Source organism: Ruegeria sp. K5 (assembly GCF_056531805.1).
On record NZ_JBQFML010000001.1, the window covers coordinates 314150 to 336419 of the forward strand.

Genomic DNA, 22270 nt, shown 5'->3' on the forward strand with positions numbered 1-22270 from the left:
CGCAAAAGACTCTTACTTATTCAAAGCGTCCAGAATGCGGGCCCAGGAGCGGATACCTTTGTGGAAGCTTTTGACGTCGTATTTCTCGTTGGGTGAGTGAATGGCGTCGTCGTCATTTGCATAGCCGACCAGCATCGAATCCAACCCGAGCACGGTATTGAAGTAACCGACAACCGGAATCGATCCGCCCATTCCGGTAAAGACGGCCTCGCGGTCCCATTCATCAGACAGCGCACCGCGCGCGGCTTCAAATTCAGGGCGGTCCAGGTTCATGACCGAGGCGGGTGAGCCTTCAAGGTCATTGTCCCACGTGACTTTGGCGTCCGGCGACAGGCGGTCTGCGACATGTTTGCGGATTTTCTTGCGCAGGGCGTCCGGGTCCATGTCGCCAACAAGGCGGCAGGTGATCTTGCAATGCGCCTCGGACGGGATCACCGTTTTGGACCCTGCGCCGTTGTACCCGCCCCAAAGGCCGTTGACCTCAAGCGTCGGGCGCGCCCATTGCTGTTCGAGGGTCGAGTAGCCTTTTTCCCCATGGGGCTGGCTGTAGCCTACCGAGTTCAGATAGTCGGCTTCGTCAAAGCCGCAGTTTTCCCACTGGCGCAGCTGCTCGGCAGGAACCTCGTGCACGCCTTCGTAGAACCCCTCGACCGCGACGCGTCCGGTTTCATCGTCGTAAAACGAGGCGATGATCTTGGACAATTCGCGCAGGGGGTTCAGCCCCGGGCCGCCGTAATGGCCGGAATGCAGGTCGATGCGTGGGCCGATGATGGTGAATTCGTCCTTCAGCATCCCGCGCAGTTGCGATGAAATCGAGGGCACGCCGCGTGACACCATCGAGGTGTCACAAACCAATGCCAGATCGGCCTGCAATTCTTCTTTGTTGGCCTCAAGAAAGGGCACCAGCGAGGGCGAACCCGATTCTTCCTCGCCTTCGAAAAAGAAGGTGATGCGGCAGGGCAGGGTGCCGTGCACGGCTTTCCAGGCGCGGCAGGCTTCGACAAAGGTCATCAACTGACCTTTGTCATCCGACGACCCTCGTCCCCGAATGACCGGGCCGTGTTCGGTGTCTTCGATGGCCGGATCGAAAGGATCGCGGTTCCACAGGTTCAGGGGATCAACCGGTTGCACATCGTAGTGGCCGTAGAACAGCACATGCGGACCGTCCAAATCCTCGCCCACATGTCCGACAACCATGGGATGCCCCGGGGTTTCGCGTTTTTCGGCCTTGATACCGATGCTTTGCAGATCGGCCACAAGCCAGTCGGCGGCCTGATCCACGTGCTCTTTGAAGGCGGGGTCGGTCGAGATGGACGGGATGCGCAACAGCTCCATCAACCGGTCGATCGAAGTTTGCAGATCGGAATCGATCCGGCTCAGCACGGCGTCTAGCGACATAACAGGGCTCCTGCGTGATTTTGGATTGTGGCGAACCTACCAGCGTGGCCGCTGCCGTCCAGAGGCGTTGAGGTGGAATTTGTGCTATCATTGGAAACCGGGCGAGCTAAGACACGGGGCCTGCGTCGTTTCCTCGCGTCTGGGGGGCGTAACTATACTTGCTCGACCCGAATGAAGTTTATATTTGATGCAGGTCAAAGTTAGGTTCTTCCGTTCGCCTGTAGTCAGGTAGGACAAAGGAACGAAAAACCGCCGGAACGCTTTAGGCTGTGACAGGTGGTGGAATACGCGCTTAGGGTGGGTGTATCACCTTGGGTGAATTAGGAGGGTCCGGTGGACTATACTGCTCAGCTCGATACAGCGATTGCCAGGCTGCATGACGAAGGACGTTACCGGACCTTTATCGATATCGAACGTCGGAACGGGCATTTCCCGCACGCGGTTCGCACCCGTCCTGACGGATCAACGCAGAACATCACCGTGTGGTGCGGCAATGACTATTTGGGCATGGGCCAGCACCCGGTTGTTCTGGAGGCGATGCATGAGGCTGTCGATGCGGCTGGTGCAGGCTCGGGCGGGACGCGCAATATCTCGGGCACCACGGTCTATCACAAACGGCTTGAGGCCGAACTGGCCGATCTGCACGGCAAGGAATCGGCCCTGCTGTTCACCAGCGCCTATATCGCTAACGACGCGACGCTTTCCACTCTGCCCAAGCTGTTCCCCGGTCTGATCATCTATTCGGATGCGCTGAACCATGCCTCGATGATCGAAGGCGTGCGCCGCAATGGCGGGGCCAAGCGCATCTTCCGCCACAATGACGTCGCCCATCTGCGCGAATTGTTGGAGGCGGATGATCCCAATGCGCCCAAGCTGATCGCTTTTGAGTCGGTCTATTCCATGGATGGCGATTTCGGCCCGATTGAAGAGATCTGCGACCTGGCTGATGAATTCGGCGCGCTGACCTATATTGATGAGGTCCACGCGGTTGGTATGTACGGCCCGCGCGGCGGCGGCGTGACCGAGCGTGATCGTCTTGCCCATCGTATCGATATTATCAACGGCACGCTGGCGAAAGCCTACGGCGTCATGGGCGGCTATATTGCGGCCAGCGAGAAGATGTGTGACGCCGTGCGCTCTTACGCGCCGGGCTTCATCTTTACCACGTCTTTGCCGCCTGCGGTTGCGGCAGGGGCGGCTGCCTCGGTGGCGCATCTGAAAACGGCCCCTGAGCTGCGCGAACAGCACCAGACTCAGGCCAGTATCCTGAAGCTGCGCCTGAAAGGGCTGGGCCTGCCGCTGATCGATCACGGCAGCCATATCGTCCCGGTCATCGTCGGGGACCCTGTACACACCAAAATCCTCAGCGACCGGTTGCTTGAGGATTATGGCATCTATGTGCAACCGATCAATTTCCCGACCGTCCCGCGCGGGACCGAGCGTTTGCGGTTTACCCCGTCTCCGGTGCATGGACCGGGCGAATTGAACCGTCTGGTGCAGGCCATGGACGAACTTTGGTCACATTGTGCGCTAAATCGCGCCGAACTTGCCGGATAACCTCACGCCAAAGTGTGCAACTTATTTGCCACGTGTTAAGCTTACGCTAACAAAAGTGACGGACGAATCGTTATGGGGGCGATTCGCCGTTAGCGCGAAACGCGTGACAGGCAGAATGGGGCAGCAGGATGATTGGGCGCAGATCACAGCGCGAAGCCGAGGAAGGTGTAGACGTCAGACCCAAAGGGTTTGACGATTACGAGGTTCGGCTTGGTGATCGAATGCGCGGCGAGCGTGCCACCATGGGCAAATCGCTTCTGGACGTTCAGCGCGAGCTTCGGATCAAAGCCAACTACATCGCTGCCATTGAAAACGCCGACCCCGACGCATTTGACACACCCGGCTTCATCGCCGGATATGTGCGTTCCTATGCCCGTTATCTGGGTATGGACCCCGACGAAACCTTCGCCACCTTCTGCGCAGAAAGCGGGTTCGAGGTGGCGCATGGAATGTCCGCTCAGGCGTCTGTTGTGCGCAAACCCTCGGGCGATTTGCCCGCGCGCGGACCGATGGGGCGCGACCCCTTCATTTCGCCCAACACACCCTACATTCCGGGCAAGGAATCTCTGGTCAGTCAGATAGAACCGCGCGCCATCGGATCGTCGCTGGTGCTGTTGGCGCTGATCGGTGGTATCGGCTATGGCGGCTGGTCCGTTCTGAACCGGATCCAGCAGGTGCAGGTCAGCCCGGTTGAACAGGCCCCCGTCGTTCTGTCTGATCTTGATCCGCTGGATGCCGCCCGCAGCGCCTCGCCTGAGGTCGAAACAGCAGAAGCACCCAGTGTCGAGGCGCTGGATCGTCTGTACCGCCCGCAGGCCTTGGATGTGCCGGTTCTGGTGGCGCGCGATGCACCGATCTCAACGCTCGATCCGCGTGATGTGGGCACGTTCCGCCCGCCTGAACTGCCCGAGGTTGTGGTGGCCGACATCCATACCGTGGAACGCCCGGCCTTGCCGCAGGTTGTTGAACAGATCGACACCACGCTGAAGATCGTGGCCGTCGATCCGGCCTGGATGCGCGTCACGGCCGCCGATGGCAGCGTGATCTTCGAAGGTACTCTGGGCACGGTCGAGCAGGGCAATGTGTTCGAAGTGCCGCTGACCGAAGAACCGCCGCAGCTGCGTGCAGGCGCTTCGGGTTCGGTCTATTTCTCGATGAACGGCAAGCATTACGGCCCCGCCGGTGCACCGGGCACCGTGGCGAAAGGCGTTGTCCTGTCCAAGGATGCGGTGTCCGAGGTTTATGCCGAAGCCGATCTTGAGGCCGAGCAGAACAGCGCCCTGAAACAATTCGTGGCCGAGCTGCAGACCGAAGTCGCGGAACAACCGTCCGAGTGATCTAGCCATTGCGGTACCCCGGTTCGCGGACTATCTAATGTCGCAACCCAGCTAGACGCGGACAGGTTCTCATGTCTCTTAATCATGTACGCCCTTGGCGCGACATTTATCGCCGCAAATCCCGTCAGATCATGGTCGGCAATGTGCCGGTTGGTGGTGATGCGCCCATCGCCGTGCAGACCATGACCAACACCCTGACCACGGATGTGGCTGCGACGGTTGCGCAGGTGCAGGCGGCGGCCGAGGCTGGTGCGGATATCGTTCGCGTGTCGGTCCCGGATGAGGCATCCGCGAAAGCGCTGAAAGAGATCGTGCGCGAAAGCCCGGTGCCGATTGTGGCCGACATTCATTTTCACTACCGCCGAGGCATCGAAGCCGCCGAGGCGGGTGCCGCCTGTCTGCGGATCAATCCGGGCAATATCGGGGATGAAAAGCGCGTCAAAGAGGTGATCAAAGCCGCCCGCGACCACAATTGCTCGATCCGCATTGGGGTGAACGCGGGGTCCTTGGAAAAGCATCTGCTTGAGAAATATGGCGAGCCGTGCCCCGAGGCGATGGTCGAAAGCGGGTTAGAGCATATCCGCATCCTGCAAGACAACGACTTCCACGAGTTCAAGATCAGCGTGAAGGCCAGCGACGTGTTCCTGTCGGCAGCCGCCTATCAGGGCATTGCCGAGGCCACGGATGCGCCGATCCATCTGGGTATCACCGAGGCCGGTGGGCTGGTCAGCGGCACCATCAAATCCGCCATCGGTCTGGGCAATCTGCTATGGATGGGCATTGGCGACACGATCCGCGTCAGCCTGTCCGCGGATCCGGTGGAAGAGGTCAAGGTCGGCTTTGAAATCCTCAAATCGCTGGGCCTGCGCCATCGCGGGGTCAACATTATCTCATGCCCGTCCTGCGCGCGGCAGGGGTTTGACGTGATCAAGACGGTCGAGGCGCTGGAGCATCGTCTGGAACACATTAAAACACCGATGTCCTTGTCGATCATCGGCTGCGTCGTAAATGGTCCGGGTGAGGCGCTGATGACCGATGTGGGCTTTACCGGCGGCGGGGCGGGCTCCGGCATGGTCTATCTGGCGGGCAAGGCCAGCCACAAGATGTCGAACGATCAGATGATCGATCACATCGTGGAAGAGGTCGAGAAGAAAGCCGCCGAGCTGGATGCAGCGGCAGAGGCGGCGGAGTAGCCTTCTGTCCCACAAAGGGAGGATTGGCATGTATCTCAAGGCAATTGAACAGGGCGGCGTGGCCGTCGTCACAGGGGCGGCCAGCGGTGTGGGCCGCGTATCGGCCATCCGGTTCGCACAGGCAGGTCTAAGCGTCATTCTGGCCGATCTGCCCGGTGAGCGGCTGAATGAGGCCGTGGCCGAGGTTCGTGGCCATGTTGCGGACAGAGCCCAGGTGTTCGCTGTTCCGACTGATGTCACCAAGCAGGAAGACATCGATGCGCTGGCCGACAAAGCTTTTGCCACAGGGCCGGTCGCCGTATTGATGAACAATGCCGGTATCAGCCTGCCGACCAAGGCATGGTCCGGGATGGAAAACTGGCTGAAACTGCTTGAGGTTAACTTTCTGGGTGTTCTGCGCGGGGTACAGGCCTTTGTTCCGCGCATGATCGAGGCCGGTCGCCCCGCCGTAGTGATCAATACCGGCTCGAAGCAGGGTATTACCACGCCGCCCGGCAATCCGGGCTACAATGTCAGCAAGGCGGCTGTGCGCGTTCTCAGCGAACAATTGGCGCATGAATTACGGCAGGCCGAGGCCCCGATCTCGGTGCATCTGTTCGTTCCCGGTTTTACATATACCGGCATGATCGCCGCGTTCCTTCCGGAAAAACCCGATGCCGCCTGGACCAGCGAGCAGACGGTGGATCATTTCATAAGCCGCATGTCAGAAGGTGCGTTCTACATTCTTTGCCCGGACAATGACGTGGACAGCACCCGCGACAACCGCCGGATCCAGTGGAATACGGTCGACCTGACCGAAAACCGCCCGGCTTTGTCACGCTGGCACCCGGATTATGCGGAGAAATTCGCCGAGTTCGAAAAGACCGGAAAGTAGAACCTTCCGCAGAATCGGCGTAACTTGGGATAAACCGCGTTGGCCCGGTTAGTTTGACGATGGCAGCGTTGACAGATCACGAACGAGAGATTGCCCGCCTTCGGCAAAATAAATCGGGTGTACCTTCAAATTTTTGTCAGTTGGACCCCTTTGAGGGCGACCCCACAAATCGAAATGAGCGCCTTGGCATGGATCGAAGAACCCGTCGTAATCACCAGCCTTGGTCAGGACGATGCACCCAAAACCTCCGGTATTGATAGGGCTGACGATGAGCCATTCGATGCGTGCAAATTCCTCGGGCCCAAGGAGCGTTGCGAGCGATCCATCATTCAATGCTTCAGCCCAGTCTTCCTGGGGAATGCTCGGGTCAGCTTGCGACATTGCCGTTGCCATCTCCGCTTGGTCGCGGCGCCATATAACGACGGGCTTGCGGCCAAAAAACTAGGGTTCTAACGTCGCCAGGTTCCCAACTTTCAATAGGTACGGTTTGCATTCTCGCCTGATAGCGGGCTTCAACGTCCGCAGTTGGTTCGGCGCTGGAAAACAGGTAATACAGCCCAACTGTGACTATCAGCGCAGCCCATCCTGCGGTCAGGTGGTAAAGGAAATTGCCTTTAGTCTGCATGAAATACGTAATCTGAATCGGTTGAGAAACGGCTGATGCCTGCACTTCGCCCGGTATCGCGAATGCGTTGATTTTCGACGCGGAGTGAACTGCGGTTTTAGGTGGGGCGGTCAATCCGCCCCAAAGCCTTACCCCCGATCCGCGCGAACCCCATCCGCAATCTGTTGCATCTGATCGGCGGGCAGGAAGCCGCGCAGCATCTCAGTGCCCAGAACAAACGAAGGCGTGCCCGAGATTTGCATCCGCTGCGCCAGGGCGCGGGTGTGCTGGATTTCTTCGGTGACCTGATCGCTATTCATTGCGGCGATGATCGCGTCGCTGTCCAGCCCCAGACCGTCCGAGATACGGCGCAGGGTCACTTCGGACGGCTCGCCGCTGAATTCAAGCAGGGCGTCGTGGACCTGTTTATACGCATCAGCGCCGGCCACATGTTTGGTGGCCACGGCAAAGCGCGAGGACAGGACCGAGGCGTCGCCAAGGATCGGGAACTCTTTGATCACCAGCCGGATGTTGCCATCGGCTTCCAGCAACTGCGCCACTTCGGGCACCGCGCGACGGCAATAGCCGCAGCGATAGTCCATGAACTCGACCAGAGTGATATCTCCGTCCGGGTTGCCGCCGACCCAGCTGAAACCGTCATTGAACAACTCATCCGAGTTGGCCGCGACCAGTTCCTTGTCCGCGGCAGCTTCGGCGGCGGCGTTGCGCTGTTCCAGAATGTTGATCGCTTCCAGAATGACCTCGGGGTTTTCCAGAAGGTACTCACGGACCTGGGCGCCAAATTCGGCGCGCTCGGTCTCGGTCATGGCGTTCAGGTCCAGCGCCTGTGCCGGGCCTGTGATCAGGGAAAGCCCCAGAAGGGCGGGTGCTGCAAGTCTGAGGATCATTTCCTGTTCCTTTTTGCTTTCTTTGCGCGTTCCGAGGCAATCAACACATCCTGTGCCCTTTGCCAACCCGGAGAGCCCTCGGGCAATTGCCCGACGGCGCGCCTTGCGTGGATCCCCGCATCGGCCAACCGGCCTTGCAGGGCATATCGTTCCGCGGTGACGGTCGCCGCCATCCCGTTATTTCCAACCTGCGAATAGGCGAGGCCCAGGTCGCGCATCAGGCGGGCGTTTCGAAAATCACGCGCCCGCGCTTTTTCAAGCACGCCCAAAGCCTCGTTAGTCTTGCCTTGCGCCAGCAATGCGCGCCCGTATCCGGCCAGAATCAATGAATCATTCGGGGCCATCTCGACCGCTTGCCCATAAGCTTGAACAGCCTCGGACAATTGTCTGTTTTCCAACAGGATTTGACCTTTGAGTTCGTAGTAGAACGGATCGTCCGGGCGAATAGCCAGCGCTTCGTCAATGGCTGCGCGGGCGCGCGCGAGGTTGCGGTTTTGGTGATGGGCCGACGCCTCGCGCATCATGCGAATGTCGCGGTCGGTTTCCTCTTTGGCGCGGCGCAAGGTCCATGTGGGTGAGCGCAGAAAGGCCGAAAGCTTGCCCTTGACCCGCGCGAACCAGTAGTCGGCATTGGCGTTGGGCTCGGCCTTGTCACCGAATTCTTCCAGAAACGCTTCGGCTGCGCGCAGACGTTCGCGGCTGGTGGGGTGGGACCGCATGTAAGGGTCCTGATTGGTCAGGCTCAGCAATTCCTGGCCGGCGAATTTGCGATGCAGCGTCACCATGCCGCTGGGCGATATCCCGGCCCATCGCAGGTAACTGGCGGCGCTTCGGTCGGCCGAGGCTTCTTCGGCCCGCGTGTGACCCAGGAAACTGCGTATGGCGGAACCTTGAACACCGGCTGCAATCCCGGCAGCGGCCTCTCCGCCACCTGCCACGGCCGCGATCAGGGCCAGCGCGGTACCCAGACCCGCATTGCGGTTCGCCGCCCGCAGGTTTTCGGCACGACGGGCGAGGTGCCCGTTGGCGATGTGCGCGGCTTCGTGTGCGATCACGGCCTGCAGCATTTCGGGGCTGTCGACGCCCAGAATCAGACCGTAATTCAGGTAGATGGCGTTGTAGTCGATGACAAAGGCGTTGAACGTGCTGTCATTGACCACCAGAATTCGCACCCGGTTGGTGTTCAGACCGGCGGCGCGCAGTACTGGGAAGGCCAGCTCTCGCAGCCCGTATTCGATGTCGGGGTCGCGGATCAGGCTTTGGGCATGGCTTTGCGCTGCGGCCGTCAGCCAAACGACAGCCGCCAGTATCAGGGCCGGGATTGACGCCAGCCGGGATACGCGTTCAAAAGCCATGGCTGCAACATGGGAGATGGGCATGAGAAACTCAACCCGGTCCGGGGTCGATCCGTTTATTGTGATGGATGTGATGGAGGCCGCACGCAAAGCGGAAGAGGCCGGACGCCACATCATCCACATGGAGGTCGGCCAACCCGGAACCGGTGCCCCCAAAGGCGCGACCGAAGCTTTGGCCGGGGCGATGCAGCAAGGGCCACTGGGCTATACGGTGGCTTTGGGCCTGCCCGCGCTGCGGCAGCGGGTCGCGCGGATGTATGGCGAATGGTACAATGTCGATCTGAACCCCGAACGTGTGGTGATCACGCCCGGCTCATCCGGCGGGTTTCTGCTGGCTTTCACCGCGCTCTTTGACAGCGGCGACCGCGTAGGCGTTGGCGCGCCGGGCTATCCGTCTTATCGGCAGATCCTGAAGGCCCTTGGCTTGGTCCCAGTCGATCTGCCGACTGCGCCTGAAAACCGGCTGCAACCGGTGCCCAGCGATTTTGCCGGGCTGGACCTTCAGGGCCTGATGGTCGCGTCCCCGGCTAATCCAACCGGCACTATGCTGGATCACGCCGCGATGGGCGCGCTGATCGAGGCGGCGCGGGGGCAGGGTGCCTCATTCATCAGCGATGAGATTTATCACGGGCTGGAATATGAGGCCAAAGCCGTCACCGCGCTGGAACTGACGGATGAGTGCTATGTGATCAACTCGTTCTCCAAGTACTTCTCGATGACTGGCTGGCGGGTCGGCTGGATGGTGGTTCCGGAAGATCAGGTACGCGTGGTCGAGCGGATCGCCCAGAACATGTTCATCTGCGCGCCCCATGCCAGTCAGGTGGCCGCGCTGGCCGCAATGGATTGCGACGAAGAACTGCAGGCCAATCTGGATGTCTACCGTCAGAACCGGGCGCTGATGCTGGCAGGTCTACCCAAAGCCGGGTTCACCAATATCGCGCCGCCGGATGGGGCGTTTTATGTCTATGCCGACGTCTCGGACCTGACCGATGACAGCTGCGCCCTTGCGGCAGAGATTCTGGACAAGGCAGGTGTCGCGGTCACGCCGGGGCTGGATTTCGACCCCGCGCGCGGTCACACGACCCTGCGGTTCTCTTACGCGCGGGCCACTGCCGATATCGAAGAGGGGCTGTCGCGGCTGCACAGATTCATGTCCGAACGCGGTGCCTTGGCTGAACAGGTCTGACCCGTTCACAAAAGGCCCCGCGTGGTATAGGCTGCCAGCCAAACGATCTCGGGAAAACTTGAGGCCATGAGCAGGATTTTCTTTTGCATCGCCCTGATCTGGGCGCTCGCCAGTGCTGCGTTTGCGCAGGATTTCAACGCGCTGGCGCGTATTCAGCCAGATCAAAGCCGCATCGAGGATACGGGGCGCACGGGTGTCCGCGTCGATCTGGGCCTTAGCCAGGGGGTGCCGTACCGCATCTTTACCCTGCGCGATCCCTACCGCATGGTCATGGACTTTCAGGAAGTCGACTGGCGCGGCCTGAACCGTGACGATTTCCTGCAATCGGACCGGATCAGCGGCGTGCAATTCGGGGCTTATGTGCCCGGTTGGTCACGTTTGGTGCTGGATCTGGGTGCGCCGATGGCCGTGGACACTGCCGAGATGAAAATCGACCAAAATGCGGGGACGGCGGTGCTGTCGCTGAACCTGAAGGGGGTCGATTTTGACGCCTTCAATGCCTCGGCTGGCGTGCCGCACAATCCCGGTTGGGATTTGCCGGAACCGGCTGTGACCGCCAAAGTGGTCCCGCCAAATGCAGATCGACCGCTGCGCGTGATGCTGGACCCGGGCCATGGTGGTATCGATCCGGGGGCCGAGGTTGGCGGGATCGATGAGAAAACCATGATGCTGACCTTTGCCCGCGAACTGCGCGAGCTGCTTTTGCGATCAGGCGGTTACGAGGTTTATTTGACGCGAACCGGCGATCATTTCGTGTCGCTGGAACGCCGCATCGCTCTGGCGCATCAGGCGGGTGTGGATCTGTTTGTCTCACTGCACGCGGATTCACTGTCCGAAGGGCAGGCCCATGGCGCGGTGGTCTATACCCTGTCGGAAGAGGCCTCGGACATGGCCAGTCTGAAACTGGCCGAACGGCATGATCGGGGGGATCTGCTGTCCGGCGTCGATCTGAGCGGGGCGGATGATCAAGTCACTGACGTTTTGCTGGATCTGGCGCGGCAGGAAACCCAGCCACGCACGGATGCGCTGGCGCGGGCGGTGGCGAACGGCATGGCGCAGCAGGGTGGGCCGATGAACAGCAAACCCTTGCGGTCTGCCTCCTTCTCGGTGCTCAAGGCAGCCGATATCCCCTCGGTTCTGGTCGAGCTTGGATTTCTGTCCAGCCCCAGAGACCTGAAAAACATCAAAAATCCCGAATGGCGCGCCCAGATGGCGCTGGGGATTTATCAGGGGCTGGAAGACTGGCGGCAGCAGGATGTGATCAGACGATCCCTGATTGGACAGTGACCTGAGGGCGCAAAGCGGCTAGAATGCGCTTGTGGTTTTGACCCTTGGGCGGTGCGTCCCTATATAGGCGGCAGCGCGAGAAAAAGGCAGTAACGTGATCCGGTTCATTCTTTCGATTTTCGGGGCGATTTTCAGCCTCGTGACTTTGGGTATTTTCATGACCGCGCTGGTGATCGGCGCGGTGTTCTGGATGTATGGCCGCGATCTGCCCAGCCATGAATCATTGGCCCAATACAAGCCTCCGACAATCAGCCGGATTTACTCGGGCGAAGGCCAGTTGATCGACGAGTTCGCGCAGGAACGTCGTTTGTTCACCCCGTCCGAGGAAATTCCCGATCTGGTGAAACAGGCCTTCATTTCGGCGGAAGACAAGAACTTCTACAGCCACCAAGGCTATGACCCGCGCGGAATCATCGCGGCAGGGGTCGAGGCGGTGCGGACCAAGGGAGAGACCGTGCGCGGGGCCTCGACCATCACGCAGCAGGTGATGAAGAACTTCCTGCTGTCCGGCGACCGTCGGGCCGAGCGCAAGATCAAGGAAATCATCCTCGCCACCCGGCTCGAGGATACGTTGGACAAGGAACAGATCCTCGAACTTTACATGAACGAGATCTTTCTGGGCCAGAACTCCTACGGCGTGACCGCTGCGGCGCAGACCTATTTCAACAAAACCCTGCAGGAACTGGCCCCGCATGAGGCCGCGATGCTGGCCGCCATGCCCAAGGCACCGTCTGACTATCACCCGGTTCGTCAAAAGGAACGCCTGCTGGCCCGCCGCAACTATGTGCTGCGCGAGATGAACCAGAACGGCTATATCGATCAGGCGACCTATGAGGTCGAGGTCGAAATGCCTCTGCGCTCGGTTCAAAACGGAGATTTCGAAAGTTTCCGTACCGCGCTGCCGCCGCGCGACTATTTCACCGATGAAATCCGCCGCCAGCTGAGCGAGGATTTTGGTGAGGGTGAATTCTTTACCGGCGGCTTCACTGTCCGCGCCTCGGTTGACGAAGAGATGCAGGTCGAAGCGGCTCGGGCCTTGCGTGAAGCGTTGCAGAAATACGACCTGTCGCGCGGTAAGTGGCGCGGAACCGGCGAGGTGATCCCAGAAGAACAATTGGCGGATGAGGCGCAATGGCGTCAGGCGCTCGCGCTGATGGAAATCCCCCGTGACGTGGTGCTGCCATCCCAATGGTATCCGGCGGTTGTCATGGACGTGGCCGAACAGCAACTGACGGTGGGCATCGAGGATGGCCCGTCCGACGGCATTATCCCACGCTCGGACATCAAATGGATGCAGGGCAACTTCTTCGACAATTTCAAACGCGGTGACGTGATCCTTGTCATGGCCGGGGAAGAGGGGCAATGGTCCGCCCGTCAGGTGCCCGAAGTGCAGGGCGGTTTTGTCGCGATGGATGTGAACTCGGGCCGTGTTCTGGCGATGCAGGGCGGGTTCTCGTATCAGGACACGGTGTTCAACCGCGCCACACAGGCGCAGCGTCAGCCGGGATCGTCCTTTAAGCCCTTCGTTTATGCTGCCGCGCTGGACAGTGGCTACAGCCCGGCAACCATCGTCGTGGATGCCCCGATTGAGGTGAACACGCCGCAGGGACTGTGGCGGCCAAAGAACTCGTCGAACAAGTTCTATGGTCCCACGCCGCTTCGCACGGGGATCGAGCAATCTCGGAACCTGATGACCATCCGTCTGGCGCAAGAGGTCACAATGCCCGTCGTCGCCGGATACGCGGAACGCTTTGGGGTCTATGACCGGATGGGCGCGTTTCTGGCCAACTCCTTGGGGTCCGAGGAAACCACGCTTTACAAAATGGTCGCCGCCTACGCGATGTTCGCCAATGGCGGTGAACGGGTCGAGCCCACTCTGGTCGACCGTATTCAGGACCGGTTCGGCAAGACGATCTATCGCCATGACGACCGGCAATGTCTGGATTGCAACTCAAGCTGGCTGGAACCCGACGAGTCGCCCACCATCGAGACCAACCGCTCTCAGGTCATGGATGCGATCACCGCGTATCAGCTGACGTCCATGATGAAGGGCGTTGTGGATCGTGGCACTGCGTCGCGCTATGTGAACCTGCCGGTGCCGACGGCGGGCAAAACCGGAACGACCAACGAGTCGAAGGACGCGTGGTTCATCGGCTTCACCTCGAACATCGTAGCCGGTTGCTATATCGGCTACGACCGTCCGCGCCCGATGGGCCGGGGGGCCTATGGCGGCACCATGTGTGGCCCGGTCTTCCAGAGCTTTATGGAAAAGGCCGTTGAGAAATACGGTGGCGGCCCGTTCGAAGTGCCCGAAGGTGGCCATTTCATAAAGATTGACCGCTTTAGCGGTGCGCGCCTGCCTGCGGATGCAACGGGCGACTATGTGGTGGCCGAGTATTTCCGGGATGGCGTCGATGGCTTCATCGACCGGATTTATGACGGTGGCTTTGCTATCGGCTCGGACCTGCCGCTGTTCGAAGAAGTGCAGCGCGCGGGTGTTCAGGTGCAGACCTCGACCGGTCAGACGGTCACGGTTGGGCCAAAGGCCACGCAGGGCGACGTGACGACGGGCGGGCTTTATTGATCCGCAGCTTTCAAAAGTAAGTTCAAAAGACCGGCCTCGTCATCCCTTGTGACGGGGCCGTTTGACCTCCAGAAAATCGACATGGCGCATTTGGCTGCCGCCCATTGGGCAAGCCGTTCGCGCGACACATCAAGGGCGCTGGCATAGAGCGTCAGGCAGCGTTCGATCTGCTCTGGCTGTCGCACCAAATCCGGCATTCCCTTCGGGTGACGGATCGCATTGGCCAGTTCGAACGCGGGATCGCCCAGATACCCTTTGGCATCGAACACACGTGGGCCGCTGTTGGTCAGGATGACGTTGTCCGGGTGCAGGTCGCCATGCAGCGGCTGGGATGTTGGATGGGTTTCCAACAGATGCTTGGCCAGAGCGATGGCGCGCGTCATGTCCTGCGTCAGGGGCGTTGGGCACCCCGGGGCGAACCTGCATTGAAAAAGAGGCGCTATGGCATCCGCAAGCGGGCGCAGCCCGTGCAGTGTTGGTTGTGGCGATGAGTGTAACCTTGTGGCAGTTTCTGCCAGCGCGTTCAGAGCCTCAATCACCGCGCCTTGCCGAGCTATGTCGCCGAGGGTTTGGCCCTCGAGCCATTCCATCAAAATCGCCGTTTCGGTTTCGCGCAGGATCGTAACGGCACCCCGGTCCTGCCATGCGCACAACAGATCGGCCCCGCAGGCCTCGTTCCCGCGATTTTCGCGGCGGTAGAGTTTCAGCGCGACATCCGCTCCGCTCGCATCGCGCACCTTCCACACCCGCGCGGCACCGGTTTCGGCGACGGGCCTGACCATCGTCAATCGCCAGTGATCCAGAATCTCTTGCGGTGGGGCCTGCATTCACCTCTCGCCTGTCTTGTGGTGGCCTTCACCTCTTGCTATCACGCAGGCCTGATTGAGCAAGTTGGGACAAGACCATGCGCGCCGAAACCCAGAATATCGTGGCGGAAATCGAAAAGTCGCTGGAGCTGTTGGCGCAGCGCATGGACTATGAAACCGCACCGCACCGACTTGAGGAATTCAACGCGCGCGTCGAGGATCCCAACCTGTGGGACAGCCCTGAAAACGCGCAGAAACTGATGCGCGAGCGTCAGATGCTGGTCGATGCCATCGAGACCTATGAGACGATAAAAACCGATCTGAACGACAATATCGAGCTGATCGAACTGGGCGAGATGGAAGAGGACGAAGAGGTTGTTCAGGACGCCGAAGCGGCCATCAAGGCGCTCGGGGCCAAGGCGGCGAAGAAAGAGCTTGAGGCGCTGCTGGATGGCGAGGCCGACAGCAACGACACCTTCCTCGAGATCAACTCGGGCGCGGGTGGTACGGAAAGCTGCGACTGGGCGTCGATGCTGGCGCGGATGTATGTGCGCTGGGCCGAGAAGAAGGGCTATACGGTCGAGTTGCAGTCCGAGACGGCGGGCGAAGAGGCGGGGATCAAATCTGCCGCCTACAAAATTTCCGGCCATAACGCCTATGGCTGGCTGAAATCGGAAAGTGGCGTGCACCGGCTGGTGCGGATTTCGCCTTATGACTCGGCGGCAAAGCGGCATACCTCGTTCAGCTCGGTCTGGGTTTATCCGGTGGTGGACGACAATATCGAGATCGAGGTGAACCCAGCCGATATTCGGATTGATACCTATCGGTCCTCGGGTGCGGGTGGTCAGCACGTGAACACCACCGACTCGGCGGTGCGGATCACGCACATTCCGACCGGGATTGTTGTGACGAGTTCCGAGAAATCGCAGCACCAGAACCGCGACATTGCCATGAAGGCGCTGAAATCGCGGCTGTATCAGCAAGAGCTGGACCGCCGGAATGCCGACATCAACGCGGCGCATGAGGCGAAGGGCGATGCGGGATGGGGCAACCAGATCCGGTCTTACGTCTTGCAGCCCTATCAGATGGTGAAAGACCTGCGGACGAACCATGAGACCTCGGACACCAAAGGTGTGTTGGACGGGGATCTGGACGGGTTCATGGCGGCGACACTTGCATTGAACGTGGCGGGCAAAAGCCGGTCCGAGGCGCAGGGCGACTAAGTGGGTCGGGGGCTCTGCCCCCGCCGCGGCAAGCCGCGACTCCCCCGAGGTATTTTTAGCCAGATGAAGGGGATCCGGGCGGCGCAGGCTGACCCGGGAAAGATGTATTTAAACAGTGGGTTTTATTGATCTTGCGGCCCGGCTAGGCTGATTGTGACGTGAGTTGCATTGCTGCCGGAGCCCATATGAACCTCTCAGACCATTCTGCGCGGACGCTGATTTCTGACCTGTCGCACAGGCGGGTGACAGCGGTCGAGGTGATGCGCGCGACGCTGGAGCGGATCGGGCAGGTGAATGGCGTGGTGAATGCCATTGTCGCCTTGCGGGATGAAGATGCGTTGTTGGCCGAGGCGCAGGCGATGGATGAAGGGCCCATTCGCGGACCGCTGCACGGGGTGCCGATCGCAGTGAAGGATTTGGTCAACGTGGCGGGCGTCGTTTCATCGCAGGGGTCGCCTTTGTTCGATGGGTTTGTGCCTGACACGGATGATCTGATTGCGGCGCGGATGCGTGCGGCGGGAGCGATCCTGATTGGCAAGACCAATACGCCGGAATTCGGGTTGGGCTCGCATACGTTCAATCCGGTCTATGGGGCGACGCGGAACCCTTACGACGCCGCGCGCACCTGCGGCGGGTCTTCGGGCGGGGCGGCGGTGGCCTTGGCGACGGGGATGGTGGCGCTGGCCGATGGCTCGGACATGATGGGCAGTTTGCGCAACCCGGCAGCGTGGAACAATGTGTATGGCTTTCGGCCCAGCTGGGGGCGGGTGCCGTCGGACCCGGTTGGCGATGGGTTTTTGCATCAGTTGTCGACTTTGGGACCGATGGCGCGCAGCCCGGAGGATCTGGGCCTGTTGTTGGATGTGATCTCGGGCCCCGATCCGCGCCTGCCTCTGTCTGCTTCAAGCGCACCGGTCTCACCGGTGGGTCCCGCCGATCTGAGCGGCGTTCGGATTGGGTGGCTGGGCGACTGGGGTGGGGCGTTTCCGATGGAGGAGGGGGTTCTGGACCTCTGCCAAGTGGCCACACGGGTCTTTGAAGACCTGGGGGCTGAGGTCACGCATGTGCCGCCGCCCTTTGATGCCGAACAGATGTGGGACAGCTGGATCACTCTGCGATCCTGGTCGGTGGCTACCGGTCTGGAGCCCTTGTCCGGGCAACGGTCGGCCTTGAAGGACAGCGCGCAGTGGGAGTTGGACCGGGGCCTGGCGCTGACCGCCATGCAGGTTCATCAGGCGAGCGTGGTGCGGTCCGAATGGTTCCGGACGGCGGCGGAGGTGTTTCGAAGCTATGACGCGCTGATCCTGCCTGCCGCGCAGGTCTGGCCCTTTGCGGTTGAGACACCGTATCCGACCGAGATTGCCGGGCGTGCAATGGACACTTATCACCGCTGGATGCACGTGACGGTGCCGGTCAGCCTGATTGGCTTGCCCTGTCTGGCGGTTCCAGCCGGCTTTGGGGCGCAGGGGCTGCCGATGGGCTTGCAACTGTTCGGGCCGCGCGGGTCGGACGCGCGATTGTTGTCACTGGGGGCGGCCTATCACGCCGCAACCGATTGGCCAAAAAGAAGACCGGCAATGCCATAGCGCCGGGCAGGGAGGGAGGAAACGAGATGGAGAAGCCTTTTGGCGTTCCACAGATGCAAGCGGTCAACACCGCGATGTTGCGCAGCGCTTTGCGACAGGCCTGGGCCGATTATCGCCGCGCGCCGGTGTTTGGTCTGATATTTGCCGGGTTCTATGTTCTGGCCGGGTGGGCGATGGCCTGGGTGACGGTGCAAACAGGCACAACCTTTTGGCTGGTTCTGGCTGCCATCAGTTTTCCGTTGCTTGGACCTTTTGCAGCGGTTGGGTTGTATGAGGTCTCGCACCGGTTGGAACGGGGTGAACCACTTGATATGAAGGCGATTTTCGGGGTGGTGATACAGCAAAGCCGCCGTCAATTGCCTTCGATCTGCGCCATTATTGTGGTGGTGTTTCTGTTCTGGTTCTTTCTGGGTCACATGATCTTTGCCCTGTTCATGGGGCTGTCGACCATGACGAACGTGTCCACGTCGATCGAGGTATTTCTGACGCTGAACGGATTGACGATGCTGGCCGTCGGCACCGTTGTTGGCGCTGTGTTTGCGACGCTTCTTTACATGATTTCCGTTCTGTCGATTCCGATGCTGCTGGATCGCGAGCTGGATTTTGTCACCGCCATGATTGCCAGCTTTATGTATGTTTCCGAAAATAAGGCCGTGATGCTTGCATGGGGGGCGTTCATTGCCGTGCTGACATTTGTCGCCATGATTCCGTGGTTTCTGGGCCTGCTGATTGTCCTGCCACTGTTGGGGCACGCAAGCTGGCACCTGTATCGCGAAATCGCGCAAGCCGACAAGGCCGAGATCGCTAGCTGACAGCCAGCCCACCCGGCGCGGACAGCGTGCTGGATTTCATGGATTGCCGGGCCGTGTGGAACACGGCACCGGCGTTCTGGCCAAGATGCTGCAACATGACCGGTTTGGGCTCCTGCGCTGTAGAAGGCCGGATCACCGTGCCGCGCCAGTGATCTGCATCGGGGGTGATGACGTAGATCTTGCTGTTTGCCCCGCCGCGTTGGGATGTCAGGATCGAGACGTGATCCCCGGAACTGGCGGCAATGCCCTGAATCTCGCGGGCTTTTGGCGGTGCGCCGGGCATCAGGCCGCGTGGCGTGTATCCGCGGACCAACGTGCATTGCGGCAAACGGGTTGCGTACAGCATCGACACTTGCGGCGTAAGGGGCTGGCTTTCTACAACTGCATAGAAACCGGACGGAAAGGGGGTCGCAGCGCTGGGTTCGGACCCAGAGCCAAGAAACTGGGTCAGGACAGAACTGGCCGGGTGGCCCTCGGTCTTGGGAATGTCGTTCAGCGGTTCCAGAACAATTCGGGCATCAATGTCGAAGAACCGGCAGATGCGATCCAGCACGTCGGGGCGGGGAAAACTTTCACCCGCCAGATAGCGGTTGAACTGGGTCCGGTTGATCCCAAGTTTCCGACACAGGGCCGAGACAGAGGGATGCTGTCGCGCAAGCTGTCTGAGATTCGAACCGAACATGGCCCGAAGCTCAGCAGGGCTGCGAATGTCGTCGGTCATGTCTGTCCCCGGCGTTACCAATTCCCTGCAAAAACATGATAGCGGCGTCCGGATAACCGTACGCATATCAGCAATCGTAAAGATGACCCCAAGCAACGTATCCCCACGTCGCGTTGCGGCCACGAGGCTAACGCGCCGTAAGCCAAAGGCAATAGGCTTTATTCCAATTTGTTTGATGTTTATCCGAGAGAGGGCGGCGTTATGACAAAATTAACGCACATAAACTCAATCAGAGGCTGTCAGGGGCAGCATATTGGCACGTCAGGCCTGTCCTTGCCCCGGTTTCATCCAGTGAACCGGGGCAGGGCGTTGGTTCTTTAGTCGCCGCGCAGCAAGGCAGCGACGCCGGTGCGGGCAATCTCGATCAATCCCAGCGGACGCATCAGATCGGCAAAGGCGTCGATCTTGTCCGGCGCACCGGTGATCTCGAAGATGAACGAATTGAGCGTGCTGTCGACCACATTGGCGCGGAAGATATCGGCCAGCCGCAGCGCCTCGACCCGTTTGTCGCCTTCGCCCACCACCTTGATGATGGCCAGTTCACGCTCGACCGAGGGGCCCTCGACCGTCAGGTCATGCACGTCATGAACCGGCACAATACGGCCAAGTTGCGCCTTGATCTGCTCGATCACCTGCGGGGTTCCGGCGGTGACAATGGTGATCCGGCTCAGGTGGCCGGTGTGATCCACCTCGGCCACAGTCAGGCTTTCGATGTTGTAACCACGGCCCGAGAACAAGCCGATCACGCGGGCCAGAACACCGGGTTCGTTCTCGACCAGAACCGCGATGGTGTGGCGTTCCTGAACGTCCGAAAACGTAGGCCGTAGGTTATAGGCCGAGTGGCGGGTGGAGCCTTTTTTGATATGTAGGGCAGACATTTATGTCCCTTTCATCATCCATCTGTGGCCGGACGCGCGAGGCGTCCGACTGAAATCTTCAAATGCGTCAGACCAGAACCGAGCCTTTGGAGTCGATCACGCCCTGTGTCTCGGCCTCGCCCAGCAGCATTTCGTTATGGGCCTTGCCCGACGGGATCATGGGGAAGCAGTTTTCGTGCTTTTCGACCAGACAGTCGAAGATCACCGGGCCGTCATAGGTGATCATCTCCATGATCGCATCGTCCAGATCGGCGGGGTCGGAACACAGGATGCCTTTCGCCCCAAACGCCTCGGCGAGTTTTACGAAATCGGGCAGGGCCTCGGACCAGGAATGTGAATAGCGTTCGCCATGCAGCAGTTCCTGCCACTGGCGCACCATGCCCAGACGTTCATTGTTCAGGATGAACTGCTTGACCGGCAGGCGGTACTGAACAGCGGTGCCCATTTCCTGCATGTTCATCAGCCATGACGCCTCGCCCGCAACGTTGATCACCAACGCATCCGGGTGCGCCATCTGCACGCCAATCGAAGCCGGGAAGCCATAGCCCATCGTGCCCAGACCACCGGATGTCATCCAGCGGTTCGGATCTTCGAACCCGAGGTACTGCGCGGCCCACATCTGGTGCTGGCCCACTTCGGTGGTGATGTAGCGGTCGTGTTTCTTGGTCAACTCTTCCAGCCGCTGCAGCGCGTGCTGCGGTTTGATGGTCTTTTCGCTGGCAGTGAAAGCCAGGCAATTCACCTTGCGCCAATCCGAGATCTGAGCCTGCCATTGCTTGACCGAGGCCGCATCGGTTTTGCGCCCGCGCGACTTCCAGACCTTCAGGATGTCTTCCAACACATGGGCCACGTCGCCAACAATCGGGATGTCCACGCGGATCACCTTGTTGATCGAGGACGGATCGATATCGACATGCGCTTTCTTCGAATTGGGCGAGAACGCATCGATGCGCCCGGTGATCCGGTCATCGAACCGCGCGCCGATATTGATCATCAGATCGCAGTCATGCATCGCCATGTTGGCTTCGTACAGCCCGTGCATGCCCAGCATACCCAGCCAGTTTTCGCCCGACGCCGGATACGCCCCAAGACCCATAAGGGTCGAGGTGATGGGGAAGCCGGTCGCGTCCACCAGCTCGCGCAGCAATTGGCTGGCCGCGGGGCCGGAATTGATGACGCCGCCGCCTGTGTAGAAAACCGGCTTCTTGGCAGTTTCCATTGCGGCAACCAGTTCGGTGATCTCTTCCAGATCGCCTTTCAGAACCGGCTGGTAATGCGATGTTGACGGCTTCGGCGCGTTGTATTCACCGCTTGCAAACTGCACGTCCTTCGGGATGTCGATCAACACCGGGCCGGGACGGCCGGATTTGGCGACGTGAAAGGCTTCGTGAATGGTTGCGGACAGGGAATCCGTATCCTTCACCAGCCAGTTATGCTTGGTGCAGGGGCGGGTGATGCCGACGGTGTCGGCCTCTTGAAACGCGTCCGAACCGATCATGAAGGTCGGAACCTGTCCGGTCAGAACCACAATCGGGATCGAATCCAGCAGCGCGTCGGTCAGACCGGTCACCGCGTTAGTCGCGCCGGGACCGGATGTCACCAGCGCAACGCCCGGCTTTCCGGTCGAGCGCGCATAGCCTTCGGCGGCGTGCACCGCGCCCTGTTCGTGGCGTACCAGAATGTGGCGAATGTCGTTTTGCAGAAAGATCTCATCATAGATCGGTAGCACGGCGCCGCCGGGGTATCCGAATACCGTGTCCACGCCCTGATCCTTGAGGGCCTGAACCACCATCTTTGCGCCGGTCATCTCACGTGTCATCTGCTTTGCTCCGTTCGCGACATGTGTCTTGCGTTTCGCATAAAAAAAGCCCCCGATTTTTTCGGAGGCGCATGGGTTCGATTATGGTTTACCGTTACCGGCCCATGCGCTTGGTTCCTACGATTACGACTAGCGTTCTCAT

General features: G+C 60.2%; 19 protein-coding genes. 10 read left to right on the top strand and 9 right to left on the bottom strand.

Annotated features, from left to right (window positions below):
* Positions 1 to 12 precede the first annotated feature (12 nt).
* Complete coding sequence (locus ACR0MO_RS01640) at positions 13 to 1398, bottom strand: dipeptidase (protein WP_170449970.1); 1386 nt, start codon at positions 1396 to 1398, stop codon at positions 13 to 15.
* A gap of 333 nt (positions 1399 to 1731) precedes the next feature.
* Here ACR0MO_RS01640 and hemA point away from each other — a divergent pair, with 333 nt between their 5' ends.
* From hemA to ACR0MO_RS01660, 4 genes are all read left to right on the top strand, one after another.
* Positions 1732 to 2955, top strand: coding sequence for a 5-aminolevulinate synthase (gene hemA / locus ACR0MO_RS01645; RefSeq protein ID WP_170449972.1), 1224 nt, complete (start codon positions 1732 to 1734; stop codon positions 2953 to 2955).
* 128 nt (positions 2956 to 3083) lie between these two features.
* Positions 3084 to 4292 (top strand): helix-turn-helix domain-containing protein, encoded by a 1209-nt coding sequence (locus ACR0MO_RS01650; RefSeq protein WP_170449974.1) that lies wholly within the window; start codon positions 3084 to 3086, stop codon positions 4290 to 4292.
* Between the two features lie 71 nt (positions 4293 to 4363).
* Complete coding sequence (ispG, locus tag ACR0MO_RS01655) at positions 4364 to 5485, top strand: flavodoxin-dependent (E)-4-hydroxy-3-methylbut-2-enyl-diphosphate synthase (protein ID WP_170449976.1); 1122 nt, start codon at positions 4364 to 4366, stop codon at positions 5483 to 5485.
* 28 nt (positions 5486 to 5513) lie between these two features.
* Complete coding sequence (locus ACR0MO_RS01660) at positions 5514 to 6359, top strand: SDR family NAD(P)-dependent oxidoreductase (RefSeq protein WP_170449978.1); 846 nt, start codon at positions 5514 to 5516, stop codon at positions 6357 to 6359.
* 48 nt (positions 6360 to 6407) lie between these two features.
* On the opposite strand, the gene ACR0MO_RS01665 is transcribed toward ACR0MO_RS01660, so the two are convergent.
* The 4 genes from ACR0MO_RS01665 to ACR0MO_RS01680 are packed head-to-tail and all read right to left on the bottom strand — an operon-like array spanning position 6408 to position 9250.
* Positions 6408 to 6740, bottom strand: coding sequence for a Rieske (2Fe-2S) protein (locus ACR0MO_RS01665; RefSeq protein ID WP_480781046.1), 333 nt, complete (start codon positions 6738 to 6740; stop codon positions 6408 to 6410).
* Positions 6727 to 7098 (bottom strand): hypothetical protein, encoded by a 372-nt coding sequence (locus ACR0MO_RS01670; RefSeq protein WP_480889407.1) that lies wholly within the window; start codon positions 7096 to 7098, stop codon positions 6727 to 6729. The genes ACR0MO_RS01665 and ACR0MO_RS01670 overlap by 14 nt, the downstream gene beginning before the upstream one ends.
* 14 nt (positions 7099 to 7112) lie before the next feature.
* Entirely contained in the window at positions 7113 to 7871 is a 759-nt protein-coding gene (locus ACR0MO_RS01675; protein WP_480889411.1) for a DsbA family protein, read from the bottom strand.
* Positions 7868 to 9250, bottom strand: a complete 1383-nt coding sequence (locus tag ACR0MO_RS01680; protein WP_480580757.1) for a M48 family metalloprotease — start codon at positions 9248 to 9250, stop codon at positions 7868 to 7870. Before ACR0MO_RS01680 ends, ACR0MO_RS01675 begins: the two co-directional genes overlap by 4 nt.
* Between ACR0MO_RS01680 and ACR0MO_RS01685 the strand changes: the two genes are divergently transcribed.
* The 3 genes from ACR0MO_RS01685 to ACR0MO_RS01695 all read left to right on the top strand — a co-directional run bounded on the left by ACR0MO_RS01685 (position 9249) and on the right by ACR0MO_RS01695 (position 14283).
* Positions 9249 to 10412 (top strand): aminotransferase class I/II-fold pyridoxal phosphate-dependent enzyme, encoded by a 1164-nt coding sequence (locus tag ACR0MO_RS01685; RefSeq protein ID WP_170519273.1) that lies wholly within the window; start codon positions 9249 to 9251, stop codon positions 10410 to 10412. The genes ACR0MO_RS01680 and ACR0MO_RS01685 overlap by 2 nt on opposite strands.
* 66 nt (positions 10413 to 10478) lie before the next feature.
* Positions 10479 to 11699, top strand: coding sequence for an N-acetylmuramoyl-L-alanine amidase (locus ACR0MO_RS01690; protein WP_170449986.1), 1221 nt, complete (start codon positions 10479 to 10481; stop codon positions 11697 to 11699).
* A 94-nt stretch (positions 11700 to 11793) separates the two neighbouring features.
* A complete protein-coding gene (locus tag ACR0MO_RS01695; RefSeq protein ID WP_170519267.1) occupies positions 11794 to 14283 on the top strand; it encodes a PBP1A family penicillin-binding protein in 2490 nt (829 codons plus the stop codon).
* Here the strand turns inward: ACR0MO_RS01695 and ACR0MO_RS01700 are convergent.
* Positions 14277 to 15110 carry an aminoglycoside phosphotransferase family protein gene (locus ACR0MO_RS01700; RefSeq protein ID WP_480889418.1) on the bottom strand — a complete coding sequence of 278 codons (834 nt, stop codon included), beginning with the start codon at positions 15108 to 15110 and terminating at the stop codon, positions 14277 to 14279. The two genes, ACR0MO_RS01695 and ACR0MO_RS01700, sit on opposite strands and share 7 nt — an antisense overlap.
* A gap of 77 nt (positions 15111 to 15187) precedes the next feature.
* Here ACR0MO_RS01700 and prfB point away from each other — a divergent pair, with 77 nt between their 5' ends.
* The 3 genes from prfB (at position 15188) to ACR0MO_RS01715 (ending at position 18710) form a co-directional block, all read left to right on the top strand.
* Positions 15188 to 16312 carry a peptide chain release factor 2 gene (gene prfB, locus ACR0MO_RS01705; protein WP_480889421.1) on the top strand — a complete coding sequence of 375 codons (1125 nt, stop codon included), beginning with the start codon at positions 15188 to 15190 and terminating at the stop codon, positions 16310 to 16312.
* A 185-nt stretch (positions 16313 to 16497) separates the two neighbouring features.
* Positions 16498 to 17898: an amidase gene (locus ACR0MO_RS01710; RefSeq protein WP_480889423.1), complete on the top strand. Its 1401-nt coding sequence runs from the start codon at positions 16498 to 16500 to the stop codon at positions 17896 to 17898.
* A gap of 26 nt (positions 17899 to 17924) precedes the next feature.
* Positions 17925 to 18710 (top strand): DUF2189 domain-containing protein, encoded by a 786-nt coding sequence (locus ACR0MO_RS01715; protein ID WP_480580767.1) that lies wholly within the window; start codon positions 17925 to 17927, stop codon positions 18708 to 18710.
* Here the strand turns inward: ACR0MO_RS01715 and ACR0MO_RS01720 are convergent.
* From ACR0MO_RS01720 to ACR0MO_RS01730, 3 genes are all read right to left on the bottom strand, one after another.
* A complete protein-coding gene (locus ACR0MO_RS01720) occupies positions 18703 to 19431 on the bottom strand; it encodes a helix-turn-helix domain-containing protein (protein WP_480626136.1) in 729 nt (242 codons plus the stop codon). The two genes, ACR0MO_RS01715 and ACR0MO_RS01720, sit on opposite strands and share 8 nt — an antisense overlap.
* A 317-nt stretch (positions 19432 to 19748) precedes the next feature.
* On the bottom strand, positions 19749 to 20309 hold the full coding sequence (gene ilvN / locus ACR0MO_RS01725; RefSeq protein ID WP_170449999.1) for an acetolactate synthase small subunit: 561 nt from the start codon (positions 20307 to 20309) through the stop codon (positions 19749 to 19751).
* 67 nt (positions 20310 to 20376) lie between these two features.
* Complete coding sequence (locus ACR0MO_RS01730) at positions 20377 to 22128, bottom strand: acetolactate synthase 3 large subunit (RefSeq protein ID WP_170519251.1); 1752 nt, start codon at positions 22126 to 22128, stop codon at positions 20377 to 20379.
* Between the last annotated feature and the right edge of the window lie 142 nt (positions 22129 to 22270).

Coding starts and splice junctions, on each gene's coding strand:
- ACR0MO_RS01650 (WP_170449974.1), top strand. CDS start 3,084: ATGATTGGGCGCAGATCACAGCGCGAAGCCGAGGAAGGTGTAGACGTC.
- ACR0MO_RS01660 (WP_170449978.1), top strand. CDS start 5,514: ATGTATCTCAAGGCAATTGAACAGGGCGGCGTGGCCGTCGTCACAGGG.
- ACR0MO_RS01710 (WP_480889423.1), top strand. CDS start 16,498: ATGAACCTCTCAGACCATTCTGCGCGGACGCTGATTTCTGACCTGTCG.
- ACR0MO_RS01700 (WP_480889418.1), bottom strand. CDS start 15,110: ATGCAGGCCCCACCGCAAGAGATTCTGGATCACTGGCGATTGACGATG.
- ACR0MO_RS01665 (WP_480781046.1), bottom strand. CDS start 6,740: ATGTCGCAAGCTGACCCGAGCATTCCCCAGGAAGACTGGGCTGAAGCA.
- ACR0MO_RS01720 (WP_480626136.1), bottom strand. CDS start 19,431: ATGACCGACGACATTCGCAGCCCTGCTGAGCTTCGGGCCATGTTCGGT.
- ilvN (WP_170449999.1), bottom strand. CDS start 20,309: ATGTCTGCCCTACATATCAAAAAAGGCTCCACCCGCCACTCGGCCTAT.
- ACR0MO_RS01685 (WP_170519273.1), top strand. CDS start 9,249: ATGAGAAACTCAACCCGGTCCGGGGTCGATCCGTTTATTGTGATGGAT.
- prfB (WP_480889421.1), top strand. CDS start 15,188: ATGCGCGCCGAAACCCAGAATATCGTGGCGGAAATCGAAAAGTCGCTG.
- ACR0MO_RS01680 (WP_480580757.1), bottom strand. CDS start 9,250: ATGCCCATCTCCCATGTTGCAGCCATGGCTTTTGAACGCGTATCCCGG.
- ACR0MO_RS01690 (WP_170449986.1), top strand. CDS start 10,479: ATGAGCAGGATTTTCTTTTGCATCGCCCTGATCTGGGCGCTCGCCAGT.
- ACR0MO_RS01730 (WP_170519251.1), bottom strand. CDS start 22,128: ATGACACGTGAGATGACCGGCGCAAAGATGGTGGTTCAGGCCCTCAAG.
- ACR0MO_RS01675 (WP_480889411.1), bottom strand. CDS start 7,871: ATGATCCTCAGACTTGCAGCACCCGCCCTTCTGGGGCTTTCCCTGATC.
- ACR0MO_RS01640 (WP_170449970.1), bottom strand. CDS start 1,398: ATGTCGCTAGACGCCGTGCTGAGCCGGATCGATTCCGATCTGCAAACT.
- ispG (WP_170449976.1), top strand. CDS start 4,364: ATGTCTCTTAATCATGTACGCCCTTGGCGCGACATTTATCGCCGCAAA.
- ACR0MO_RS01715 (WP_480580767.1), top strand. CDS start 17,925: ATGGAGAAGCCTTTTGGCGTTCCACAGATGCAAGCGGTCAACACCGCG.